At 37.8% G+C, this 20,354-nt stretch carries 23 protein-coding genes; 13 read left to right on the plus strand and 10 right to left on the minus strand.

Features of this window, described 5'->3' with window-relative positions; all coding sequences use genetic code 11:
* The first annotated feature begins 5 nt into the window (after positions 1-5).
* The 3 genes from AC6HVZ_RS04740 to AC6HVZ_RS04750 all read left to right on the plus strand — a co-directional run bounded on the left by AC6HVZ_RS04740 (position 6) and on the right by AC6HVZ_RS04750 (position 1,997).
* Entirely contained in the window at positions 6-893 is an 888-nt protein-coding gene (locus AC6HVZ_RS04740) for a GNAT family N-acetyltransferase (RefSeq protein WP_497556992.1), read from the plus strand.
* Between the two features lie 148 nt (positions 894-1,041).
* Entirely contained in the window at positions 1,042-1,311 is a 270-nt protein-coding gene (locus AC6HVZ_RS04745) for a hypothetical protein (RefSeq protein WP_497556993.1), read from the plus strand.
* 14 nt (positions 1,312-1,325) lie between these two features.
* Positions 1,326-1,997, plus strand: coding sequence for a Dph6-related ATP pyrophosphatase (locus AC6HVZ_RS04750; RefSeq protein ID WP_497556994.1), 672 nt, complete (start codon positions 1,326-1,328; stop codon positions 1,995-1,997).
* 278 nt (positions 1,998-2,275) lie between these two features.
* On the opposite strand, the gene AC6HVZ_RS04755 is transcribed toward AC6HVZ_RS04750, so the two are convergent.
* On the minus strand, positions 2,276-3,262 hold the full coding sequence (locus tag AC6HVZ_RS04755; protein WP_497556995.1) for a diaminopimelate dehydrogenase: 987 nt from the start codon (positions 3,260-3,262) through the stop codon (positions 2,276-2,278).
* Between the two features lie 261 nt (positions 3,263-3,523).
* Between AC6HVZ_RS04755 and rsgA the strand changes: the two genes are divergently transcribed.
* The gene (rsgA, locus tag AC6HVZ_RS04760; protein ID WP_497556996.1) at positions 3,524-4,585 is read left to right on the plus strand and encodes a ribosome small subunit-dependent GTPase A; all 1,062 of its coding nucleotides are present in this window, start codon (positions 3,524-3,526) and stop codon (positions 4,583-4,585) included.
* Between the two features lie 215 nt (positions 4,586-4,800).
* Here the strand turns inward: rsgA and AC6HVZ_RS04765 are convergent, their stop codons facing one another.
* Positions 4,801-5,340, minus strand: coding sequence for an HD domain-containing protein (locus AC6HVZ_RS04765; RefSeq protein WP_497557031.1), 540 nt, complete (start codon positions 5,338-5,340; stop codon positions 4,801-4,803).
* 236 nt (positions 5,341-5,576) lie between these two features.
* Here AC6HVZ_RS04765 and fni point away from each other — a divergent pair, with 236 nt between their 5' ends.
* The 9 genes from fni to AC6HVZ_RS04810 all read left to right on the plus strand — a co-directional run bounded on the left by fni (position 5,577) and on the right by AC6HVZ_RS04810 (position 13,498).
* Complete coding sequence (gene fni, locus AC6HVZ_RS04770) at positions 5,577-6,632, plus strand: type 2 isopentenyl-diphosphate Delta-isomerase (protein WP_497556997.1); 1,056 nt, start codon at positions 5,577-5,579, stop codon at positions 6,630-6,632.
* 413 nt (positions 6,633-7,045) lie between these two features.
* Positions 7,046-7,762 carry a DsbA family oxidoreductase gene (locus tag AC6HVZ_RS04775; RefSeq protein ID WP_497556998.1) on the plus strand — a complete coding sequence of 239 codons (717 nt, stop codon included), beginning with the start codon at positions 7,046-7,048 and terminating at the stop codon, positions 7,760-7,762.
* Positions 7,763-8,024: 262 nt separating this feature from the next.
* Positions 8,025-8,978: an ABC transporter permease gene (locus AC6HVZ_RS04780; RefSeq protein ID WP_497556999.1), complete on the plus strand. Its 954-nt coding sequence runs from the start codon at positions 8,025-8,027 to the stop codon at positions 8,976-8,978.
* A complete protein-coding gene (locus AC6HVZ_RS04785; protein WP_497557000.1) occupies positions 8,968-9,918 on the plus strand; it encodes an iron chelate uptake ABC transporter family permease subunit in 951 nt (316 codons plus the stop codon). The genes AC6HVZ_RS04780 and AC6HVZ_RS04785 overlap by 11 nt, the downstream gene beginning before the upstream one ends.
* A complete protein-coding gene (locus tag AC6HVZ_RS04790) occupies positions 9,912-10,667 on the plus strand; it encodes an iron ABC transporter ATP-binding protein (protein ID WP_497557001.1) in 756 nt (251 codons plus the stop codon). Before AC6HVZ_RS04785 ends, AC6HVZ_RS04790 begins: the two co-directional genes overlap by 7 nt.
* A gap of 435 nt (positions 10,668-11,102) precedes the next feature.
* Positions 11,103-12,053 (plus strand): siderophore ABC transporter substrate-binding protein, encoded by a 951-nt coding sequence (locus AC6HVZ_RS04795; RefSeq protein WP_497557002.1) that lies wholly within the window; start codon positions 11,103-11,105, stop codon positions 12,051-12,053.
* A gap of 214 nt (positions 12,054-12,267) precedes the next feature.
* On the plus strand, positions 12,268-12,978 hold the full coding sequence (locus AC6HVZ_RS04800) for a SurA N-terminal domain-containing protein (protein WP_497557003.1): 711 nt from the start codon (positions 12,268-12,270) through the stop codon (positions 12,976-12,978).
* Between the two features lie 5 nt (positions 12,979-12,983).
* Entirely contained in the window at positions 12,984-13,124 is a 141-nt protein-coding gene (locus AC6HVZ_RS04805) for a hypothetical protein (RefSeq protein ID WP_497557004.1), read from the plus strand.
* Positions 13,121-13,498 carry a hypothetical protein gene (locus tag AC6HVZ_RS04810; protein WP_497557005.1) on the plus strand — a complete coding sequence of 126 codons (378 nt, stop codon included), beginning with the start codon at positions 13,121-13,123 and terminating at the stop codon, positions 13,496-13,498. Before AC6HVZ_RS04805 ends, AC6HVZ_RS04810 begins: the two co-directional genes overlap by 4 nt.
* On the opposite strand, the gene hisC is transcribed toward AC6HVZ_RS04810, so the two are convergent.
* The 8 genes from hisC to hisG form a co-directional block, all read right to left on the minus strand.
* Entirely contained in the window at positions 13,452-14,528 is a 1,077-nt protein-coding gene (gene hisC / locus AC6HVZ_RS04815) for a histidinol-phosphate transaminase (RefSeq protein WP_497557006.1), read from the minus strand. The genes AC6HVZ_RS04810 and hisC overlap by 47 nt on opposite strands.
* Positions 14,521-15,162: a bifunctional phosphoribosyl-AMP cyclohydrolase/phosphoribosyl-ATP diphosphatase HisIE gene (gene hisIE / locus AC6HVZ_RS04820; RefSeq protein ID WP_497557007.1), complete on the minus strand. Its 642-nt coding sequence runs from the start codon at positions 15,160-15,162 to the stop codon at positions 14,521-14,523. The genes hisC and hisIE overlap by 8 nt, the downstream gene beginning before the upstream one ends.
* Positions 15,153-15,926 (minus strand): imidazole glycerol phosphate synthase subunit HisF, encoded by a 774-nt coding sequence (hisF, locus tag AC6HVZ_RS04825; RefSeq protein WP_497557008.1) that lies wholly within the window; start codon positions 15,924-15,926, stop codon positions 15,153-15,155. The genes hisIE and hisF overlap by 10 nt, the downstream gene beginning before the upstream one ends.
* The gene (gene hisA / locus AC6HVZ_RS04830; RefSeq protein WP_497557009.1) at positions 15,916-16,638 is read right to left on the minus strand and encodes a 1-(5-phosphoribosyl)-5-[(5-phosphoribosylamino)methylideneamino]imidazole-4-carboxamide isomerase; all 723 of its coding nucleotides are present in this window, start codon (positions 16,636-16,638) and stop codon (positions 15,916-15,918) included. The genes hisF and hisA overlap by 11 nt, the downstream gene beginning before the upstream one ends.
* Complete coding sequence (hisH, locus tag AC6HVZ_RS04835; RefSeq protein WP_497557010.1) at positions 16,635-17,240, minus strand: imidazole glycerol phosphate synthase subunit HisH; 606 nt, start codon at positions 17,238-17,240, stop codon at positions 16,635-16,637. Before hisH ends, hisA begins: the two co-directional genes overlap by 4 nt.
* A 622-nt stretch (positions 17,241-17,862) precedes the next feature.
* On the minus strand, positions 17,863-18,447 hold the full coding sequence (gene hisB, locus AC6HVZ_RS04840; RefSeq protein WP_497557011.1) for an imidazoleglycerol-phosphate dehydratase HisB: 585 nt from the start codon (positions 18,445-18,447) through the stop codon (positions 17,863-17,865).
* Positions 18,440-19,720 (minus strand): histidinol dehydrogenase, encoded by a 1,281-nt coding sequence (gene hisD, locus AC6HVZ_RS04845; RefSeq protein ID WP_497557012.1) that lies wholly within the window; start codon positions 19,718-19,720, stop codon positions 18,440-18,442. Before hisD ends, hisB begins: the two co-directional genes overlap by 8 nt.
* A 6-nt stretch (positions 19,721-19,726) precedes the next feature.
* The gene (gene hisG, locus AC6HVZ_RS04850; RefSeq protein ID WP_497557013.1) at positions 19,727-20,353 is read right to left on the minus strand and encodes an ATP phosphoribosyltransferase; all 627 of its coding nucleotides are present in this window, start codon (positions 20,351-20,353) and stop codon (positions 19,727-19,729) included.
* Position 20,354: the final 1 nt, after the last annotated feature.

Here is a 20,354-nt window from a genome sequence, read left to right on the forward strand (position 1 = left end):
AGCTTATGTATAAACTTATAAATGGAAAAAATATTCTGAAAGCAGATGCTGCAAATTTCATTGCAGAATTAAATCAGAAAGAACCGCATCATATTGGATTTTGCGGTACAGATGTTCAAGAGATTTATAATTCGCTTCAGGAAGATTTTGAGGATATTAGTTACGAAAATAGTTTTGTAGGAGCAATTTTTAATGGAAAATTAATTGGCTTAATTGGAGCTGACGTTGATTTAGAGGATGGGAGTGCTGAGGTCTGGGGACCATTTGTTGATAAATTACAGGATGTGGATGTTGCTTTAAAAATGTGGGAGGAGCTTCTTAGGATCTTGCCGGAGGCTGTTAAACATTTTATTCTATTTCCAAATGTTGCAAATAAGCTTGTAAGCAGATTTGCAGAAAATCTTCACTTTGAACAGAAATCAGATCAATACATTCTCACCATCTCTGAATCTCAAGTGCTTCATTATCATGTACAGCATGAAGCGTTGTCAAAAGCAGATTATGAGGCATTTAAAGCCTTGCATGATCATACATTTCCAAATACCTATTATAATGGGCAAGAAATAGTAGAAAGAGTAAATGAAAATCAGAAGGTATTTGTGATAAAGGAGGCAGGTAAACTGGCAGCCTATGCTTATGTAGAGGCTGACCCGGAATTTGCTGATGCCTCCATTGAATTCATCGCAGTTAACCCGGAGCAACGTGGAAAAGGCTATGGAAAGAAACTATTGACTGTAGCAGTGAATTGGCTTTTTAACTTTGATACAATTAATGAAATTACACTGTGTGTTGCCGATGATAATACAGGCGCAATTAACCTGTATCAATCAGCTGGATTTAAGGTGGAGCATAGGTTGCATTATTTTGCCAAAGTTAAGGGAAGAAGAAGCTAAAGAAAAAAAAGAATTTCGTCGGTTCTACAATGAAATTTCCATTGTTAAACCAAGCGTTTTTTGTAAGAGTGCAGCGGTTCAGTATGAAGCGACCAAACGCTATGTTATAATAACGAAAAGAATCTGAACAAAGTGAGGAGGAATGGTTATGGAGCTAGAATTTCTAGTGATTATCGCTTTACTCATTTGGTTGCTTGTGAAAAATGATGCGGATCAAAAATCACTGGAAGCAAGGCTGAAGCATACAGAGTTTGAGCTTAGCCGTATCGCAAGGCAGGTTGGTATCCCAGAACATCCGGTTAATGAAAGACTGAGACAGTTGAAGGAAGATGAAAAAAGTGTCGAAGCAGTTAAAGAAGCTCGTGAGCAGTTTGGGTATTCATTGATAGAAGCAAAGAAATATGTCGATAAGTTGTAAGGGGGCTAGAATATATGCCAGAAAATATCATAGTTTCCTGGAGCGGTGGAAAAGATAGTGCTTTTGCAGTGTATGAGCTACTGCATAATGAAAAACTTGTGGTGCAAGGCTTATTATCGACGACTTCTGAGGTCAGCTCTCGCCTGCCTATGCATGAGGTGAAGAGAGAACTGATCCAAGATCAAGCTGATTCTTTGGGTCTTCCTTGGTATGAAGTAAAGCTGCCTTTAAATGCAGATAACCATACATATGAACGCATTCTAAATCAGCAATTCCAAGTATTTAAAAACCAGGGAATTCACGCCATTGCTTATGCTGATTTGTTTCTGGAGGATATTAAAAACTATCGTGACCAGCACCTGTCTCATGCAGGGATGCAAGGAATTTACCCGTTATGGGAAAGGGATACGACTGTACTTGCAAGGGAGTTTCTAGCAAACGGGTTCAAAGCTGTGATAACAACCGTCGACTCACAAAGGCTGTCTCCTTCATGGGCTGGAAAAGTCTTTGATCATCATTTCATCGAATCTCTTCCTGTGAGTGTTGACCCATGTGGAGAGAATGGAGAGTTTCACACATTTGTTTTTGATGGCCCGATTTTTCAGAAACAAATAGATATGAAGCATGGCGAGGTTTTTGAAACGATGTCAGGGAGATTTGTGCATGTGGAATTGGACAAAGCGTAAAGCGAATAAAATTTGAGTTGTCCATTTGAACAATATAGTTGTATCTAGAACAAGTCAGTCATTAAAATGGTGATCCAGAGTCTAAGAAAACTAAAATATACAATCAAGAAGCAGAGTCATAAAGCATAAGGAAAGAAATGGAACAACCCAATAAAAGTATCATGCATAGAAAAAAGCCCAGAGCTAATCTGAGCTTTTGTTCTAAAATTATATTAAACTATCAGTTATGAGATGTTGCCCCCCTAAAGTAAGCAAGTAAGAATACGCTTTAGGATTTCTTACAAATAATCCCTGCGCAATTCTTCAGTAGATTTTGGTGAAATATATCCTGGTGCAACATCAAACACAGTCTTTGCACCCTTTTGTCCTTCTTTATTTAATCGGTATGCAGCACGTGCGTAAGCGGTCAACACACTTGAAGTAAACTCAGGGTTACTATCCAGTTTCAAACTGTATTCAACAATTTGGCTGTTTCCTTCACCGGTTTTACCACTGCGAATAACAAAGCCTCCATGTGGCATAGCGGTGTGGTTTTGTCTTAATTCTTCATCTGAAATAAAGTGAACAGTTGTTTCGTAATCTGCAAAATAATGAGGCATTGTTTTAATTTCCTGTTCAATTTTCTGTTGATCTGCGCCTTGCTCAGCAACGATAAAGCATTCACGCTCGTGGCGATCGTTTTTTGATACTGCTGGGTTTTCTCCATTTCTTACTTGCTCTATCACTTTTTCAGAAGGGATCGTATATTGGACGCCGTTTTGAACGCCTTTCACTCTTCTGACAGCATCTGAATGCCCTTGGCTTAATCCTTTTCCCCAAAATGTGTACGTTTCACCTTCAGTTAAAATTGCTTCAGACATTATGCGGTTAATCGAAAACATTCCTGGATCCCAGCCAACAGAAATAATACTGGTTTTTCCGCTCTCCTGTGCTGCTTTGTCAACGGAGGAGAAATACTCAGGAATTTTTGCATGTGTGTCATAGCTGTCAATTGTATTAAACATTTTAGCGAAAAATGGTACTTGCTCCGGTAGATCAGTGGCCGATCCACCACATAAAATCATCACATCTATTTTATCTGTGTATTTTTTTGCTTCATCTATATGCACTACCTTTACGCCATCATGAATTACATGGACACTATCCGGGTTTCTTCTTGTGAAAACAGCTACAAGCTCCATATCAGATTGCTGCATTATCGCTGATTCCGTTCCTCTGCCTAAGTTTCCATATCCTACAATACCAACTTTGATTTTATTTTCCATCTGTTCCCCTCCACCTGAGTTTTTTATCATTTCTATTTTCTTTATACTACCTTTTTTGAATTCTATGTGCAATTTTCACGATTTTTTCCTGAAATATTAAAAAAGTCTGGTATACTACAGTAGAAGTTCATTCATTTTGAAAGGAGTGATGCAGTATGGCTGTATATAATAATGATTTATTTAGCAAAAACACCGGAATCAAAATGGAGGAACAGTCGGTATAAAGATGACTTTTCCTCCAACATTAGGAGGAAAATAATATTGGATTTTATTAAGAAACTTGGATGGGATGACAGCATTCAGTCTATTGAGAAGGAAAATGCGGCACGTGTTATTACAGTGCAAAAAAACAGCTACCGTATAGCTGATGGTAATCAAGAATACTTAGCACATTTAAGTGGAAAGTTCTTAAACCAGGCAATGTCTTCCCTAGACTTCCCGGCAGTTGGTGATTGGGTAGAGGTACAAAAACTGGTGGATGAACAAAAAGCAGTAATTAAACATGTGTTGCCACGTAAAAGCCAGTTTGTAAGGCAAGCCGCTGGAACGAAGACAGAGGCTCAAATTGTTGCAGCTAATCTGGATAAAGTTTTTATCGTTAACTCGCTGAATTATGACTTGAATGTTCGCAGGATCGAGCGATATATTTTATCAACCTACGAAAGTGGAGCAGTTCCTGTTGTGGTATTAACTAAAAAGGATGCATGCTCATCAGAAGAAGTTAATGCAGCTATTTCTCAGGTGGAAGTGGTAGCAATTGGCGTTCCTATTATAGCCATCAGTAATGTAACAAAAGATGGATTTGATGAATTAATGACCCACCTGCCCCCAGGAAAAACTGCAGCACTGCTTGGATCATCGGGTGTGGGGAAATCAACCTTAGTTAATACACTACTGGATAAAGAAGTTCAGACAACAAAAGATATCCGAGAGGTCGACAGCAGGGGACGGCATACAACAACACATCGGGAAATGTTTATCCTCCCAAATGGTGCATTATTAATAGATACACCAGGAATGAGAGAACTCCAGCTCTGGGAAGGTGAAACAGCAATGGAAGCGGCTTTTGAGGATATCGATTCTTTAGCTAACGAATGCCGCTTTAAAGATTGCAGACATGATTCGGAGCCAGGTTGCCGTGTGAATAAGGCTCTGGCTAATGGTGAATTATCCGAAGACCGATTTCACAGCTACTTAAAGCTGCAACGAGAGATTGCTTATGAAAAAAGAAAACAGGATCAAAAGGCAAGATTGGAAGAGAAGAATAAATGGAAAAAGCTATCCAAAGACTTAAAAAGTAAATATAAACAGCGTAAAGTGTAATGACATAGTACCTTCCTTGGATGAATGAGGAAGGTGCTTTATTATAGAGAAATGAATTCTTCCACACTGTCAGAACAAGGTGCGAGAGCAAGAAAATCTCGTGTGAAATCCAGAACTTCGGCCATGCGGGAAGTATTCGTCTGCATTCAGAACATCCCCCAAAGAGCAAGAAAACCTACCCAAATCTAGAAAGAATCCTCTAAGTGCTAAGAATATCAACCAAAAACTCGTTTTACAGCATTCTCGTATTCCTGGAAATAATCAGGTATATCTCCTTTATCCAACCCAACATACATATTTTCAACAATTGCTTCATTATACCATTTTTGTTTATCAACACTAGCATTAAAATTTTCCCAAATCATTTCACCTTGCTGCTGTAAATCCTTTTCCAAACCAATTAAATTATCCAGTTTGTCTGCTATAATCAAATACTTGACTTCCTTTTCAGCATCCCTAATTGTATCAATGGTATGCTGTTTGCGTTCCTGCCAGGATTTTGATTTATCTTCCGTATGGGCAGCAACTAATTCAGCGATTCTAGATCCGAATTTTTTTCCGATATCCTCAATTTCAACTAATGTATCCTCAACTACGTCATGTAAATAGCCCGCACATACTAATTCATCGCTGTATCCCGCTTTCTCTAGCTGTTCTGCAACGCGAATTGGATGCGTTATATATGGGACATCTGAATTTTTCCGTTTCTGTCCTGCATGGGCCTGTTCTGCAAATTGCTTAGCTAATTGCTTCATTTGTTTATTCCACTCCATTCTAAATAGTGTAATTTTAACTATACCTTAAAAAAGGATAGAAACAGAACTAACTTATATAGTTCTCCCATTACTTTTACATAAATAACTGGTATGATTATAGTATTCATCGATATTTGTTTTGTAACCTTTTTATCAGGATGTGAAACAAATACGTTTGCAGCATAAAATGATCCATTGTTGAAGGATATTGCAAATAAATAGGAGGGTTTCCTAAAATGCAAGAAGGAATTAACCAACGGAAAACAGAACATATAAGACTTTGTTTAACCGGAAATGTGGAGGGTGTAAATAAGTCAACAGGTCTTGAAGGAATATCATTCATACATAATGCATTACCAGAAATAAACTTTGATGACATACAATTAAATACAAGCTTTCTTAATAAAAAACTGAATGCGCCGTTTCTAGTTAGTTCAATGACTGGCGGATCAGAGCTTGCGACAAAAATTAATCAAAGCCTGGCAACTGCTGCTGAAGCGAAAGGCTGGGCGATCGGACTTGGTTCAACACGTGCATTTCTCGAAAGTGATGCACATAAAGAATCTTTCTTAATTAGAGAGCAAGCACCGACAGCTCCGTTGATTGCGAATTTGGGTGCAGTGCAACTGAATTATGGATATGGTGTAAAAGCGTGTCAGCGTCTTGTTGATAAGACTGGTGCAGATTCACTTGTGCTGCATTTAAACAGTCTGCAGGAAATAGTACAGGATGGTGGAGACTTAAACTTTGAAGATCTGCTGCCAAAAATAGAAAAGATAACAAAAGCTTTGGACGTTCCAGTTGGAGCTAAAGAAGTTGGATTTGGTATTGATGGTATTGTTGCAGAAAAACTGCACAATGCGGGAATTGCCTACATCGATGTTGCCGGTGCTGGCGGAACATCGTGGAGCCAGGTTGAAAAGCTGCGCTCGAAGGATCCGTTGAAGAAAGCTGCCGCAGAAGCATTTAATAACTGGGGACTCCCAACGAAGGATTGTATTGTGTCCGTAAGAAGTAAGCTCAATCATGTACCGCTTGTCGCCAGTGGTGGTATGAAAACAGGAGTCGATGCTGCCAAGGCAATTACCATTGGAGCAGATATGATAGGCTTTGCCCGGCAATTATTGCAAGCTGCAACAGAATCAGCTGAAGCAGTCATCCAAACAATGAACCAGATTGAACTTGAGTTAAAGATGACGATGTTTGGTATTGGTGTTAAAAATTTAGATGAATTAAAAAATACAAAGCGTGTAAGTATTATGGGGAGATCTTTATTGGATGAAAACAGCTAGGGCAAAAGTGTCATAGCTGTTTTTGATTTTTATAGGGAAGGATGTTCAAGAGGTTACCTAATAGTTGATAGCACAGCAGATTCCAGATAAATCCTGAGTTATACTGAAAAAATTTTATGCGGATTTTTGGATGGAAATTTTTGAGCAGAAGAATTCTGAAATCAGCAAAGTTGAGAGATATGTAATATTAGTTGAGAGAAAACTGCGCAAAGTTGAGAGAAGAACGTACAAAGTTGAGAGACTCCGGTCAAAAGTTGAGAGAAAACGAAGTTAATTGGGTTCTCTCTCAACTTTACAAGAAGATCTCTCAACTTATAACATCATCTCCAAACTCAATCTCTTCCATAAGCAAAATAATTTATACTATCCTCAATGCTGTGCTACAATGTTTTCAGAGAAAAGAGGTGCAATGAATGAAAATTGAAGTTTGGTCAGATTTTGTTTGTCCGTTTTGTTATATTGGTAAACGGAGACTGGAAAATGCGATGAAGGAATTCCCCCATAATGAAACTATTACTGTTGAGTACAAAAGTTATCAACTGGATCCTACTGCTGAATACGTGCAGGGTGAGAGCTTTTATGAAACCTTTTCCAATAAAAAAAGAATGCCAATTGATCAGGTGAAAGCTATGAATGAACAAGTTGGTCAGCAGGCTGCTGAAGTGGGGTTAACCTATAATTTTGATAAAATGAAACATGCGAATACATTTGATGCACACCGAGTTGCAAAATATGCAACTCAACAAGGTAAAGGTAAAGACATTACAGAACGTTTTTTATATGCGTATTTTACAGAATCAAAACTTATCAGTGATCATACAACATTAGTTGAACTTGCTGAAGAAACAGGCATGAATCCAGAAAAAGTCAAAGAAGTACTTGCAGGAGATAGCTATTCTGATCAAGTACGTGCCGATATCGACACGGCACGTCAAATCGGTGTTCAAGGAGTTCCGTTCTTTGTATTTAATGAAAAATATGCTGTATCTGGTGCACAGCCACCAGAGGTTTTCGCTGAAGTACTTGAAAAAGTATGGAAAGAGGAGAATGAAAAACCTGTGTTACAATCTTTGGATCCTAAAAAATCCAAAACGACTTATTGTACAGATGAGGGCTGTGAAACAAAATAATATAACGTGAATGGAACCAATGTGTGACGAAAACACATTGGTTTTTTTAGATGGTCATTAAATTATAACAAAGATAGCATTTTTTACGTTGACGGTATGTTAAATTCTGTTATACTGTAGATAGGATCTAATTGATAATGAATATCATTCTTAATTAGATCGATTTAAAGTTAATAATTGTTATAAATAGTGATACAAAATATTATTTTGGGATGGTAGAAAAACGCAAGCTATAAGGTTTTTCTCAAGAGAAGGTCATTCTATGAAATTACGATACTTAGTTTTAACACTTTTGATTCTTTCGGTTACATCTGTTTTTATCGGAGTGTCTAATGTTTCTCCATTAGATTTATTCAGTTTAACAGAGGAACAAATACAAATACTGGTTGTAAGCAGAATTCCCCGGCTGTTTAGTATTTTAATTGCTGGCATGAGCATGAGTATTTGTGGGCTTATCATGCAGCAGCTAAGCAGAAATAAATTTGTTTCACCTACAACTGCGGGAACATTGGACTCTGCTAGACTTGGAATTTTGGTTTCCATGATGATATTCACAGCAGCTAGCCCACTTCAAAAAATGCTGGTATCATTTATTTTTGCACTTTTAGGCACATTTATATTTATGAAGATTTTAGAAAAGATTAAGTTTAAAGATGCCATATTTATTCCGTTAATTGGATTGATGTTTGGTAATATCATTAGCTCCATCGCCACTTTTTTCGCATATCGAAACGATCTTATTCAAAATATGTCATCTTGGATGCAAGGTGATTTTTCAATGATCATGAGTGGGAATTATGAGTTGATGTTTGCTAGTATTCCTATACTATTTCTTGCATACTTTTATGCAAATAAATTTACGATTGCTGGAATGGGAGAAGATTTCTCAAAAAACCTAGGTTTGAACTATCGTCAAGTTGTAAACCTCGGGTTAATTATTACGGCATTAGTTACAGCTTCGGTAGTACTATCAGTTGGTGTTATTCCATTTCTAGGACTAATTATTCCAAACATCGTAAGCATATATCAAGGAGATCACTTGAAGAAAAGTCTCATACATACTGCATTGCTAGGTGCTGTATTTGTATTATTTTGCGATATCATTGGCAGGGTCATTATTTATCCATATGAAATTCCTATAAGCTTAACGGTTGGCGTTATTGGTAGTGGGATATTTATCTACCTATTATTAAGGAGAAAGAAATATGGATTATAAGAAAAAGACAATTATTTTAGCCGTTATCGCAGCATTACTAGCATTGTTATATATTCTTTATGATTTAAATGGCAATATTGGATATATTTTACCAAGACGAATAATTAAAGTAGTGGCAATCATCTTGACCGGTGGTGCAATTGCTTTTTCCACAACGATCTTTATGACGATTACGAATAACAGAATCCTAACGCCAAGTATCTTAGGGCTTGATTCTCTCTATATGTTAATACAGACATTTATTATCTTTATTTTCGGTGCTAATTCACTTGTAATGATGAGCAGCGAGCTTAATTATTTAGTATCCATTGGAATAATGGTTCTTTTTTCATTACTCTTGTATCGCTTCTTGTTTAAAGGGGAAAAGAATAATATTTACTTCCTTTTATTAATTGGAATGATTTTAGGAACATTCTTTGGTAGCTTTACAGACTTTATGCAAGTGTTAATTGACCCTAATGAGTTTATGGTTGCGCAGGACAGAATGTTTGCAAGTGTGAACAATGTTAATACAGACCTCGTTTATTTATCCATCGGGCTTGTCGTATTAGTCATACTTTACTTTTTACGTTTTTACAAGTACTTGGATGTTTTGGCTTTAGGTAAAGATGATGCAATTAACTTAGGGGTACCATATGATTATGTGGTAAAGCGCTTGCTAATAGTTGTAGCCATATTAATTTCGATCTCGACAGCCTTAATTGGTCCAATAACATTCCTAGGGCTATTGGTTGTAAATGTAACTTATGAGTTTATGAAGACATTTCGTCATTTTTACATTATTTTGGGTTCCATGCTGATTAGTGTTATCGCATTATTAGGCGGTCAGTTTATTGTAGAAAAGATTTTCACATTTGATACAACGATCAGCGTCATTATTAACTTTGTTGGTGGCGTGTACTTTATATATCTTTTGTTAAAGGAGAATAAATCATGGTAGATATTAAAAATGTTTTTAAATCATATAACCAGAAAAAGGTAATAGAGGATGTCTCTTTGGAAATTGAGAAGGGAACAATTACATCGTTTATCGGCCCTAACGGTGCTGGTAAAAGTACATTAATCTCGATGGTTAGTCGTTTAATCGCAAAAGATGATGGAGAAATTACAATTGATGGGCAGGATATTTTAAAAACGAAAAATAATGAACTAGCTAAAAAGATATCTATCTTGAAGCAATCTAATGCAATTAATTTAAAATTGACTGTTCGTGAGCTTGTTTCATTTGGTCGTTTTCCATATTCTCAAGGTAAATTGAAAAGGGAAGATGAAGAAAAAATAGATGAAGCAATTGATTACATGGAACTAGGCGAAATGGAAAATAGATATTTAGATGAACTTAGTGGTGGGCAACGTCAGCGTGCACATATTGCCATGGTTATTGCACAGGATACGGAATATATCATGCTTGATGAGCCATTGAATAATTTAGACATGCGACATTCTGTTCAAATCATGAAAACATTGCGTAAACTTGTGGATGAATTGGGTAAGACAATTATTATTGTGATTCATGATATCAATTTTGCCTCATGCTATTCAGATAATATCGTTGCACTAAAAGACGGTAAAATTGTGAAGCATGGACGCGCATGTGATGTCATTGATAAATGTGTCCTGAAAGATATTTATGATATGGACATTGATATTAAAGAAATAGATAATAAACGTATTTGTGTTTATTTCTAATAACTGGTGCTGCATGAAAAACAGATGAATATAAGTGAACTTTCAGGCTACTGAAAAATAAGCAAAAAAAGCCCCTTATAATGGAAATGGCACTACATGACCAAATCTATTATAAAGGAACCCTACAAGAGTAATATTACCTTAAATTTATTAGAAGGTAAATGAATTTGCTTTATAAACATTATATGTATACTGAGCGCTCAGATACATAAGTATATAGAAATAATACAGCTCATTTGCTGTCTGAATCATGCTTGCTTTATTATGGATGGAAGTTGAATCACTTATTTTTTTGTACAGATAGAAGGTAAAATTTTTATATAATTACTATAAGTGCAATCAAGGCTTAGTAAAAGGCTAAGTTTTCAAATGTTAAATAATGCAGTCGCTGGTTGTTATTAATATAAATATTTTATAAAAAAAGGAGTTAAATAGATGAGAAAGATACTATTTTTGTTTGTTATAAGTATTTTAGCTACAGTGGCAGTAGCTTGCGGTACATCTGAATCTGATGAGGAAAGTGATGGTGCAAATGCAGATTCCACTAAAACAGTAACAGTCAGTCATGAATTGGATGAAACAGAAGTTCCGAAAAACCCTCAGAAAGTAGTTGTTTTTGACTTTGGTATTCTAGATACATTGGATAGATTAGGGATTGATGTTGCAGGTGTTGCACAATCTGGAGTGATCCCTGCCTATTTAGAAAAATATGCTAGTGATGAATACGAAAATATTGGTAGCTTAAAAGAGCCTGACTTTGAAAAAATCTCTGAAATTGATCCGGATTTGATTATAATTTCAGGACGCCAGGCAACTTTATATGATCAGTTGACAGAACTTGCTCCGACAATCCATCTTGGTGTAGATCCAACAAACTATATGGATTCCTTTAAAGAAAACATGTCTGTTATTGGTGATATTTTTGACAAACAAGATGAAATAGATGAAGAAATAAGTGCAATCGAAGAAACAATTGGAGCGTTAAATGAAAAGGCAGTTAATAGTGGTGAAAATGCACTTATTATTTTATCCAATGACGATAAAATCAGTGCATATGGTCCAAATTCAAGATTCGGTCTAATCCATGATGTATTTGGAGTACCAGCTGTAGATGAAGGGATTGAAGCATCTACACATGGGATGAACGTAACATTTGAGTATGTAATGGAACAGGATCCTGAATTACTATACGTCGTAGATAGAACAGCAGTTGTTGGTGGGGAATCTTCTGCAAAACAAATTGTAGAAAATGATTTAGTAAAAAATACAAAAGCATATAAAAATGATAACATTGTGTATCTAGATCCTGATTATTGGTATTTATCAGGTGGGGGACTTGTATCTGTAGCAGAAATGGTAAAGGAAATTGACGATAGTTTAAATTAAGATATTGGAGGGGCTGTTCAAATGAATAGCTCCTCCTTTATATTTGTGGCAGAAATAAGTGAAGGAGAGACTAAATTGTTATTAAACGTTAATAATGGCTGAGAATACTATTCTAATGCATCTTTTAAAGAATTAGTCGTCTATTCCTACTTGAAATGGATATAGTAAATGTGTTTGAATGAAGAGACATTGAATAGAAAAGAGGTTCGATTAAATGAAGAAAATTGTAATGTTAGCTTTCGCGCTAAGTTTAGCAATAATATTAGCGGCTTGTGGAGATGATGCTGCTGATGAAAATGAGAATGAAGGAACAAAGCAAGATACGGCAGAACAAGCACAAAATCCTGTAGAAGTTAAAGATGAAGAAAAAGTAGATGAAAAATCTGCGGTAGTAAGTGTTAACGGTGATGAGATAAAAGGGGATAAATATAACCCTATATACCTACAAGTAAAAACGCAGATGCAACAAGCTGGAGAGGATGTCAGTAATCTAGATCAGTTAAAGGAACAAACAATAAATGTACTCGTAGAACAGCAATTAATCAAACAAGCCGCCAAAGATAAAGGTTTAGAGGTTACCGAAGAAGAAGTACAATCAGAATTTTCTACTTTAAAAGAAGAAAATGCTGAGCAGTTGTCAGCTGTATTGGAACAATTCCAACTAACGGAAGAGAATTTTAAGACCCAACTAGCTGATGATCTAATTACACAAAAGTTCATTGACTCAGAACTTGATATAAAAGTTACGGATGAAGAAATTGCGGAAACGTATGATCAGTTAAAAGAGCAAAATGAAGAAATTGCTGAATTGGAAGCGATAGAAGAACAACTTAAACAGACACTTGAAAATCAAAAGATCCAAGAACAGCTTCAGGCTCAGGTTGAAAAGTTGAGAAAAAATGCAGAAGTAGAAACGTTGATATAATTAGGTTGCTTAAATTAGTCTTATATCGCCGGGATCGAGCGGATATCGCCCGGAGCAGCGGGAATATCGCCCGGATCGAGCGGAAATCGCCTGGAGAAGCGGAAATATCATCCGGATCGAGCGGATATCACCCGGAGCAGCGGTGAAATCGCCGGGATCGAGCGGATATCACCCGGAGCAGCGGGAATATCGCCCGGATCGAGCGGAAATCGCCTGGAGAAGCGGAAATATCACCTGGATCGAGCGGATATCACCCGGAGCAGCGAGGAAATCGCCGGGATCGAGCGGAAATCGCCCGGAGCAGCGAGGATATCGCCGGGATCGAGCGGAAATCGCCCGGAGCAGCGGTGAAATCGCCGGGATCGAGCGGATATCACCCGGAGCAGCGGTGAAATCGCCGGGATCGAGCGGAAATCGCCCGGAGCAGCGAGGATATCGCCCGGAGCGATCAACTATAATTAAAAGCATCGAGCCTATGAAGGGGTCGATGCTTTTTGCAAAATATCATCTAACTTTTTGAGAAATAATTTCATATCATTATCTGTCCCGATCGTAATTCGTAGGAAGTTATCAATAGACGGCTTGTTGAAATGCCTTACTAAAACTTCATTTTCTTTAAGAGCTATATATAAATCGAGTGCAGATTTTGTATAATGACTTGCGAAAATAAAATTTGCTTTTGATGGAACTACATGAAATCCGCGCTTTTTCATTTCTGTAATAACCCATTCTCTTGTTTGAGTAATTTTCCTGGTTGTATCAATAAAGTATGCTGTGTCCTTCATAGCCGCTTCTGCACCAACAATAGCCAGGCGGTCGAGTGTATAGGAATTAAATGAATCCTTTATCCGGGTTAATGCCTCGATAACATCTGGATTTCCCATGGCAAAACCTACTCGTAATCCTGCAAGTGATCGTGACTTTGACATGGTTTGCACAACTAATAAATTTTCATATTTTTCAATTAAAGATACTGCAGATTCCGATGCAAAATCAATGTAGGCCTCATCAATAATGACCATCTGATTTGGATTGCTTTGAAGGATCTCTTCTATCGCATCCAACCCCAAATAAACACTCGTTGGTGCATTTGGATTTGGAAAAATAACCCCACCCTCTGACTGAAAAAACCCCTCAACTGGTAATGTGAAATCACGGTTTAATGGAATCTCTTCATAAGGAATATGAAAGAGCTTTGCATAAACGGGATAAAAACTGTAAGAAATGGACGGAAAACAAACTTTCTTACCAGGTTCAAAAAAGGCCAAAAAGGAAAACGCAAGTACTTCATCTGAACCGTTACCAACGAAAATATTTTCTTTTGCTAAATGATAGTATGTCGCAATTTCACTCCTTAATGAATCAAGCGTAGGAGAGGGGTATAGATTTAATCTACGCCCAATCTCCTTATGTATTGCTTCGATCACTTTTGGTGATGGAGGATAAGGGTTTTCATTTGTGTTTAGTTTCAATATATTTGGATTGTTTAGCTGTTCACCTGGGACATAGGGATCACATCGCTTAACGGCTTCACTCCAAAACTTATCCATTTTGATTTCCTTCCTTTTGGATATGTCGTGCCTGTAATTCCTTTTTAATATCTTCAACAGTTACATCTAAAAGCTCCATGAGAACAAGCGTATGATAGGTTAGATCAGCGATTTCCCAGGTTACTTCCTCTCTGTCCATGTTTTTAGCACCAATGATAACCTCACTCGTTTCTTCTCCTACTTTTTTGAGTATTTTATCGATCCCTTCCTTAAAAAGATAGGAGGTATAAGTGCCCTCAACCGGGTGATTTTTCCGTTCCTTTATTTTGGAAACTAATGTTGAAATCACATCACTACTGACCTCGCCATTTTCATAAAGACGATTGTGAAAACAAGTCTCATTTCCTGTATGACATGCTGGACCAAGTGGTTTGACCTGAACCAAAAGGGCATCCGCATCACAATCAAAGGTAATTCTTTTGACGAGCTGCTTATTGCCGGAAGTTTCTCCCTTATTCCATAGCTCTTTACGCTTTCTGCTAAAAAACCATGTTTCATTCGTTTGGATGGTTTTCATTAAAGATTCTTCATTCATATAGGCTAAAGTTAATACCTTATTAGTTTCAGCATCCTGGACGACCGCTGGAATGAGTCCGTCTTGGTTAAATAAAAGATTTTCGATGTTTATTTCCATGATGCATCCCTCCTTATAATGATCCCATTGTCAGCTAAATATTTTTTTAATGCTGGTATTGGAATTTCTCCATAGTGGAAAACGGATGCTGCCAGTGCTGCATCTGCATAGCCAGGCTCAAGGACTTGGGAAAAGTGTTCAAGCTTTCCAGCTCCACCACTTGCTACAATAGGAATATTGACTGATTCTGCAATTAATTTTGTTAACTCCAGGTTATAGCCATTTTTTTCGCCATCTGTATCAATCGCATTCACAACGATTTCCCCGGCTCCAAGTTTTTCACCTTGCTTTGCCCAATCAATGGCATCAAGTGAAGTGTTTTTTCTACCACCATTTGTGTAAACATCCCACCGATTTGTATTTGTTTGTTTCGCATCAATGGATAAAACGATACATTGACTGCCAAACTTCAAGGCTGCCTCTTTGATAAGGTTTGGGTTATTTACCGCAGCACTATTAATGGAAACCTTATCCGCACCAGAGCGTAATACCTTGTGAATATCTTCAACTGTACGAATACCACCACCGACAGTAAAAGGAATCGCAATTTCTTTTGCTACCTTTTCCACAACATCAAGAAAAATATTTCGTTCTTCATTTGAAGCTGTAATATCATAAAAAACAAGTTCGTCAGCACCGTTTTCATTGTATCGTTTTGCTAATTCCACCGGATCAGCGACATCACGGATATTTTGGAACTTTTTCCCTTTGACCACTCGTCCTTTGTCAACATCCAGGCATGGAATAATTCGCTTAGCTAACATCTTCATCACCACCCACTAGTTCTTCAAAGTTCACTGTGCCATCATATAATGCCTTTCCAATGATTGCTCCATAAAGATTAAATGATTTTAATGTCAAAACATCTTTGGATGATGAAACGCCACCAGAGGCAATTATATTCATAGAAGTAGCTTTATTAATTGCTTGCAGCTCCTTGAAATTAGGTCCCTGCAGCATGCCATCTTTCAAAATATCGGTATAAATAATTGTTTGGACACCGAGTGATTCCAGCTCTAACACTAGATCAACAGCTTTTACGGTACTTGTTTTGGTCCATCCATTTGTAGCAACATAACCACCACGGGCATCAATAGAAACCGCAATTTTTTCTCCATACGTTGTCACTGCTTTTTGTAAAAATTCCTTATCATTAATTGCTGCTGTACCGATAATGACCCGATCTACACCGGCCGTTATATATTCTTCAATCATAGCTAATGAACGGATGCCGCCACCAACCTGGATCGGTATGGAAGTCTGTTCCGCAATTGCTTTAATACTCGATTTATTGCTGGATTCACCGGTTTTAGCACCGTCAAGATCAACAATATGCAAATATTCAGCCTGCTTTTCCTCCCACTGTTTTGCTACTGCAGTTGTGGAATCACTATATATTTTTTCCTTATTGTAATCTCCTTGTGTCAGGCGAACGCATTTTCCATTTCGTATATCAATTGCTGGAAAAAGAATCATGAAATCATCTCCCCGAAGTTTTTTAGCAGCTGTAATCCAACTGTACCGCTTTTTTCTGGATGAAATTGCATTCCAACAATATTGTCCTGCTGCACCATAGCCGGAATGATTTCACCATAATTAGTGCTTGCTATTAAAGAATTTATTTGATAATTATTGACTGCATAGGAATGAACAAAGTATACATATGCATTGTCGTCTATCTTTTTAAGTAAGGGGCTATTTATATGTGATGTGATGCAGTTCCAGCCAATATGTGGAACTTTAACTGAATCAGGAATACGACTTACCTTTCCGTTTACTAAACCTAGACCTTCCCATTTCCCATCTTCAAAACTAATATCATAAAATAACTGCATACCAAGACATATACCGAGCATAGATTTCCCGCTTGCTGCTTCTTGTTTTAAAACTTCTGTCAGACCTAGCTGATTCAGGGTCGCTATGGCATCCTTGAATGCTCCAACTCCCGGTAAAATAATCGCTGTTGAGTCTTTGATTGTTTTTGGATCAGTAGTTAAACAGGAGTCCATCTCCAGCCTAGCTAAAGCGAATTGTAAGCTGTTAATATTGCCAGCACCATAGTCTATAATAGCGATCATAGATGTCTTCTTCCTTTCTGTAAGATTCTTTTCTAAAATATAGGGTCAGCGGTTACTCTTGTTTCTGAGGCTTGATCATTTGATTTCTGCAATTGTTGTGTATTCAGTCCATTTCGGGTTTCATTCAGCCGAAATTGCAGCTTAATTTGCGTTTTATTTAGCCTCTATCATGGTATATTCAGCATGATTCTAGAATTGTACTTGGTTCATCTGCGATATGTTTGATTTGGCAGAGTATTCAGTCCTTCTCTACGCCCGAACGAAGCCGAAACAGGAGCGAACTGTCCATGAGAGTGTCTCTCATGGACAAACCAGCGCAAAACACTGCCGAAACTGTCCATGAGAGCATCTATCAAGGACAAACCAGCGCAAAACACTGCCCGAACTGTCCATGAGAGCATCTCTCAAGGACAAACCAGCGCAAAACACTGCCCGAACTGTCCGTGAGAGCGTCTCTCAAGGACAAACTAGCGTAAATCACTGCCCGAACTGTCCGTGAGAGCATCTCTCATGGACAAACTAGCGTAAATCACTGCCCGAACTGTCCAATACAATATCCCGCAGGACAAGGAATGCTCCACTACAAAAGTTAACCACCATCAAAAGTCCCTGAAAGACCCTCCTATAAAGCCCCTTTCGTAGACGGCACCCCTTTGATGCGTGGATTTTTGCGACTCGCTTCATCAAGTGCACGGCCAAATCCTTTAAAAATAGCTTCAATAATATGATGTGTATTTTTTCCATAAGCTGAATTGATGTGGAGTGTAACTTTGGCATTGCTTGTAAAGGCTTGAAAAAATTCCTCTACCAGCTCTGTATCAAAGCTGCCTACCTTGTCCTTTAGTCCCGCCACATGATAGACAAGGTATGAACGTCCACTAATATCCAGGGACACATTAGCCAGCGCTTCATCCATTGGGGCGGTTACTGCGGCATAACGATTAATGCCTTGCTTATCTCCAAGTGCCTGGTTAAACGCCTGTCCGAGTGTGATTCCGATATCTTCAACGGAGTGGTGTTGATCAACTGATAAATCACCATTACAGGTAACCTCCAGATCAAATAACCCGTGCTTTGTCATCAATGTCAGCATATGGTCGAAAAAGCCAATACCTGTATTTACCGTAGAAGAACCGGTTCCGTCAATGGTGAAATCTAAATCGATTGCTGTTTCCGATGTCTTTCTATTTAGCTTATAATTACGCATCGGGTTCACTCCTTCTTACGTGAATGGAATTTGCATGTGCTGTTAAGCCCTCTGTGTTTGCCAGCTTAATAATCGCTTCGGAAGCATTTTGCAAAGCCGCTTCAGAATAGCTGATGATACTAGACTTTTTGAAAAAATCATAAACGCCAAGCGGGGAAGAAAATGCAGCAGTCCCATTTGTTGGTAGGGTATGATTTGGCCCGGCGAAATAATCCCCCAATGGTTCTGGAGAATAATTCCCCAAAAAAATGGCACCAGCGTTTTTTATAAATTGCATATTTTCAGTAGGATCTTGAATCATTAATTGCAAATGCTCTGGTGCTAGTTTATTTACTACATCAAAAGCTCCCATAAGATTGTCAGCAATAATTATTCTGCCATTTTGTTCCAGTGATTTTTTCATCATATCTTTTCTCTCAAGTTTTTCAATTTGTTTGTCGATTTCACATGCAATTTCTTCAGCCAAATTCTTGTTTGTTGTAATGCATATCGAGCTTGCAGATTCATCATGCTCAGCCTGTGAAAGCAAATCAGCAGCGACATAGGCGGGTGGTGCAGTCTTATCTGCTACGATACATATTTCACTTGGACCTGCAATCATATCAATCGCTACATCACCAAACACCCATTTTTTCGCACGGGCTACAAAAATATTTCCAGGACCAACAATTTTTACAACTTTCTCAACCGATTCTGTACCATATGCAAGTGCGGCAATTGCCTGTGCTCCACCTAATTTATACACAATATTTGCTCCAGCTTCTTTTGCGGCGACAAGCACATGTGGATTTACCTTTCCATTTGGTTGTGGGGGAGTAGCTATGGCAATCTGTTCAACCCCTGCCAACTTTGCCGGTATTACATTCATTAACACAGAAGAAGGATATGCAGCTTTACCGCCAGGAATGTAGATACCAATCTTTTCAAGTGCTGTAACCTTCTGTCCCAGCATGACCCCACTGGATTTATTGACAAACCAGGACTGTTCCTTTTGTGCCTGGTGGAATTCGGAAATATTTTGTTTTGCTTGCTTTAATGCATTGATAAATTCAGAACTGACAAGCTCGCTTGCTTCCCTAAATTCTTCCTCTGTAACCACAAGCTTATCTATGTTTACTCCATCAAACTTTTGAGTGTAGTAACGCAAGGCATCATCGCCTTTTTTTCTGACTTCGTTAATAATATCCAAAACAGTTTGATCGACACTATATTCACTCTGTTGTACAGTGCTATCTTTTTCTAAAGCAAATTGCTCGGCTGTTATTATTTTCATTGCTCATCACTCCAGTGCAGCTTTTAATCTAGTTATAAATTGGCGGATATTTTCAGATTTAGTAGCAAAACTAGCTTTATTAACAATTAATCTGGTGCTAATGTCTTCCATTTCCTCTAAAATGGTTAGGCCGTTTTCATTGATTGTATTTCCGGTTTCAACAATATCCACAATATAATCAGCAAGCCCAATTAATGGTGCTAGTTCTACCGAGCCATTTAGTTTTACTGTTTCAATCAGTTGGCCTTTTTTTTGGAAAAATTTCTTTGCAATCGTCGGGTATTTGGATGCAATCGTAAGCTTTTGCTTTGTTTCCAGCTTTGTGCCTATTTTCCCTGCAACAACGAACTTGCATTTTCCTAGCTTCAAATCAAGCATTTCATAAACATTTGCCTGTGATTCCAAAATATTGTCTTTGCCTACGATTCCGATATCGGCAGCACCTTTTTCCACATAGGTTGGTACATCAACAGCTTTGACAAAAACGACTTTAATTGTTTTATCTCTATCGAAAAAAACTAGCTTTCTACTGTTTTCGTGGAAACCCTTAAATTGAATACCTGTATTTTTCAAGAGAGTGATGGTGCTTTCTGCGGTCCTCCCTTTGGCCAAAGCCAATGTTATATAACCCAAG

The organism is Oceanobacillus sp. NCCP-135 (assembly GCF_059698015.1).

Excerpts from the sequence above, each read along its gene's own strand:
- AC6HVZ_RS04795 (WP_497557002.1), top strand. The coding sequence starts at position 11,103 with ATGAGAAAGATACTATTTTTGTTTGTTATAAGTATTTTAGCTACAGTG.
- hisD (WP_497557012.1), bottom strand. The coding sequence starts at position 19,720 with ATGAAAATAATAACAGCCGAGCAATTTGCTTTAGAAAAAGATAGCACT.
- hisH (WP_497557010.1), bottom strand. The coding sequence starts at position 17,240 with ATGATCGCTATTATAGACTATGGTGCTGGCAATATTAACAGCTTACAA.
- hisC (WP_497557006.1), bottom strand. The coding sequence starts at position 14,528 with ATGGATAAGTTTTGGAGTGAAGCCGTTAAGCGATGTGATCCCTATGTC.
- hisB (WP_497557011.1), bottom strand. The coding sequence starts at position 18,447 with ATGCGTAATTATAAGCTAAATAGAAAGACATCGGAAACAGCAATCGAT.
- AC6HVZ_RS04740 (WP_497556992.1), top strand. The coding sequence starts at position 6 with ATGTATAAACTTATAAATGGAAAAAATATTCTGAAAGCAGATGCTGCA.
- AC6HVZ_RS04780 (WP_497556999.1), top strand. The coding sequence starts at position 8,025 with ATGAAATTACGATACTTAGTTTTAACACTTTTGATTCTTTCGGTTACA.
- hisIE (WP_497557007.1), bottom strand. The coding sequence starts at position 15,162 with ATGGAAATAAACATCGAAAATCTTTTATTTAACCAAGACGGACTCATT.
- AC6HVZ_RS04745 (WP_497556993.1), top strand. The coding sequence starts at position 1,042 with ATGGAGCTAGAATTTCTAGTGATTATCGCTTTACTCATTTGGTTGCTT.
- AC6HVZ_RS04765 (WP_497557031.1), bottom strand. The coding sequence starts at position 5,340 with ATGAAGCAATTAGCTAAGCAATTTGCAGAACAGGCCCATGCAGGACAG.
- AC6HVZ_RS04775 (WP_497556998.1), top strand. The coding sequence starts at position 7,046 with ATGAAAATTGAAGTTTGGTCAGATTTTGTTTGTCCGTTTTGTTATATT.
- fni (WP_497556997.1), top strand. The coding sequence starts at position 5,577 with ATGCAAGAAGGAATTAACCAACGGAAAACAGAACATATAAGACTTTGT.
- AC6HVZ_RS04800 (WP_497557003.1), top strand. The coding sequence starts at position 12,268 with ATGAAGAAAATTGTAATGTTAGCTTTCGCGCTAAGTTTAGCAATAATA.
- hisF (WP_497557008.1), bottom strand. The coding sequence starts at position 15,926 with ATGTTAGCTAAGCGAATTATTCCATGCCTGGATGTTGACAAAGGACGA.
- AC6HVZ_RS04750 (WP_497556994.1), top strand. The coding sequence starts at position 1,326 with ATGCCAGAAAATATCATAGTTTCCTGGAGCGGTGGAAAAGATAGTGCT.
- AC6HVZ_RS04755 (WP_497556995.1), bottom strand. The coding sequence starts at position 3,262 with ATGGAAAATAAAATCAAAGTTGGTATTGTAGGATATGGAAACTTAGGC.
- hisA (WP_497557009.1), bottom strand. The coding sequence starts at position 16,638 with ATGATTCTTTTTCCAGCAATTGATATACGAAATGGAAAATGCGTTCGC.
- AC6HVZ_RS04785 (WP_497557000.1), top strand. The coding sequence starts at position 8,968 with ATGGATTATAAGAAAAAGACAATTATTTTAGCCGTTATCGCAGCATTA.
- AC6HVZ_RS04790 (WP_497557001.1), top strand. The coding sequence starts at position 9,912 with ATGGTAGATATTAAAAATGTTTTTAAATCATATAACCAGAAAAAGGTA.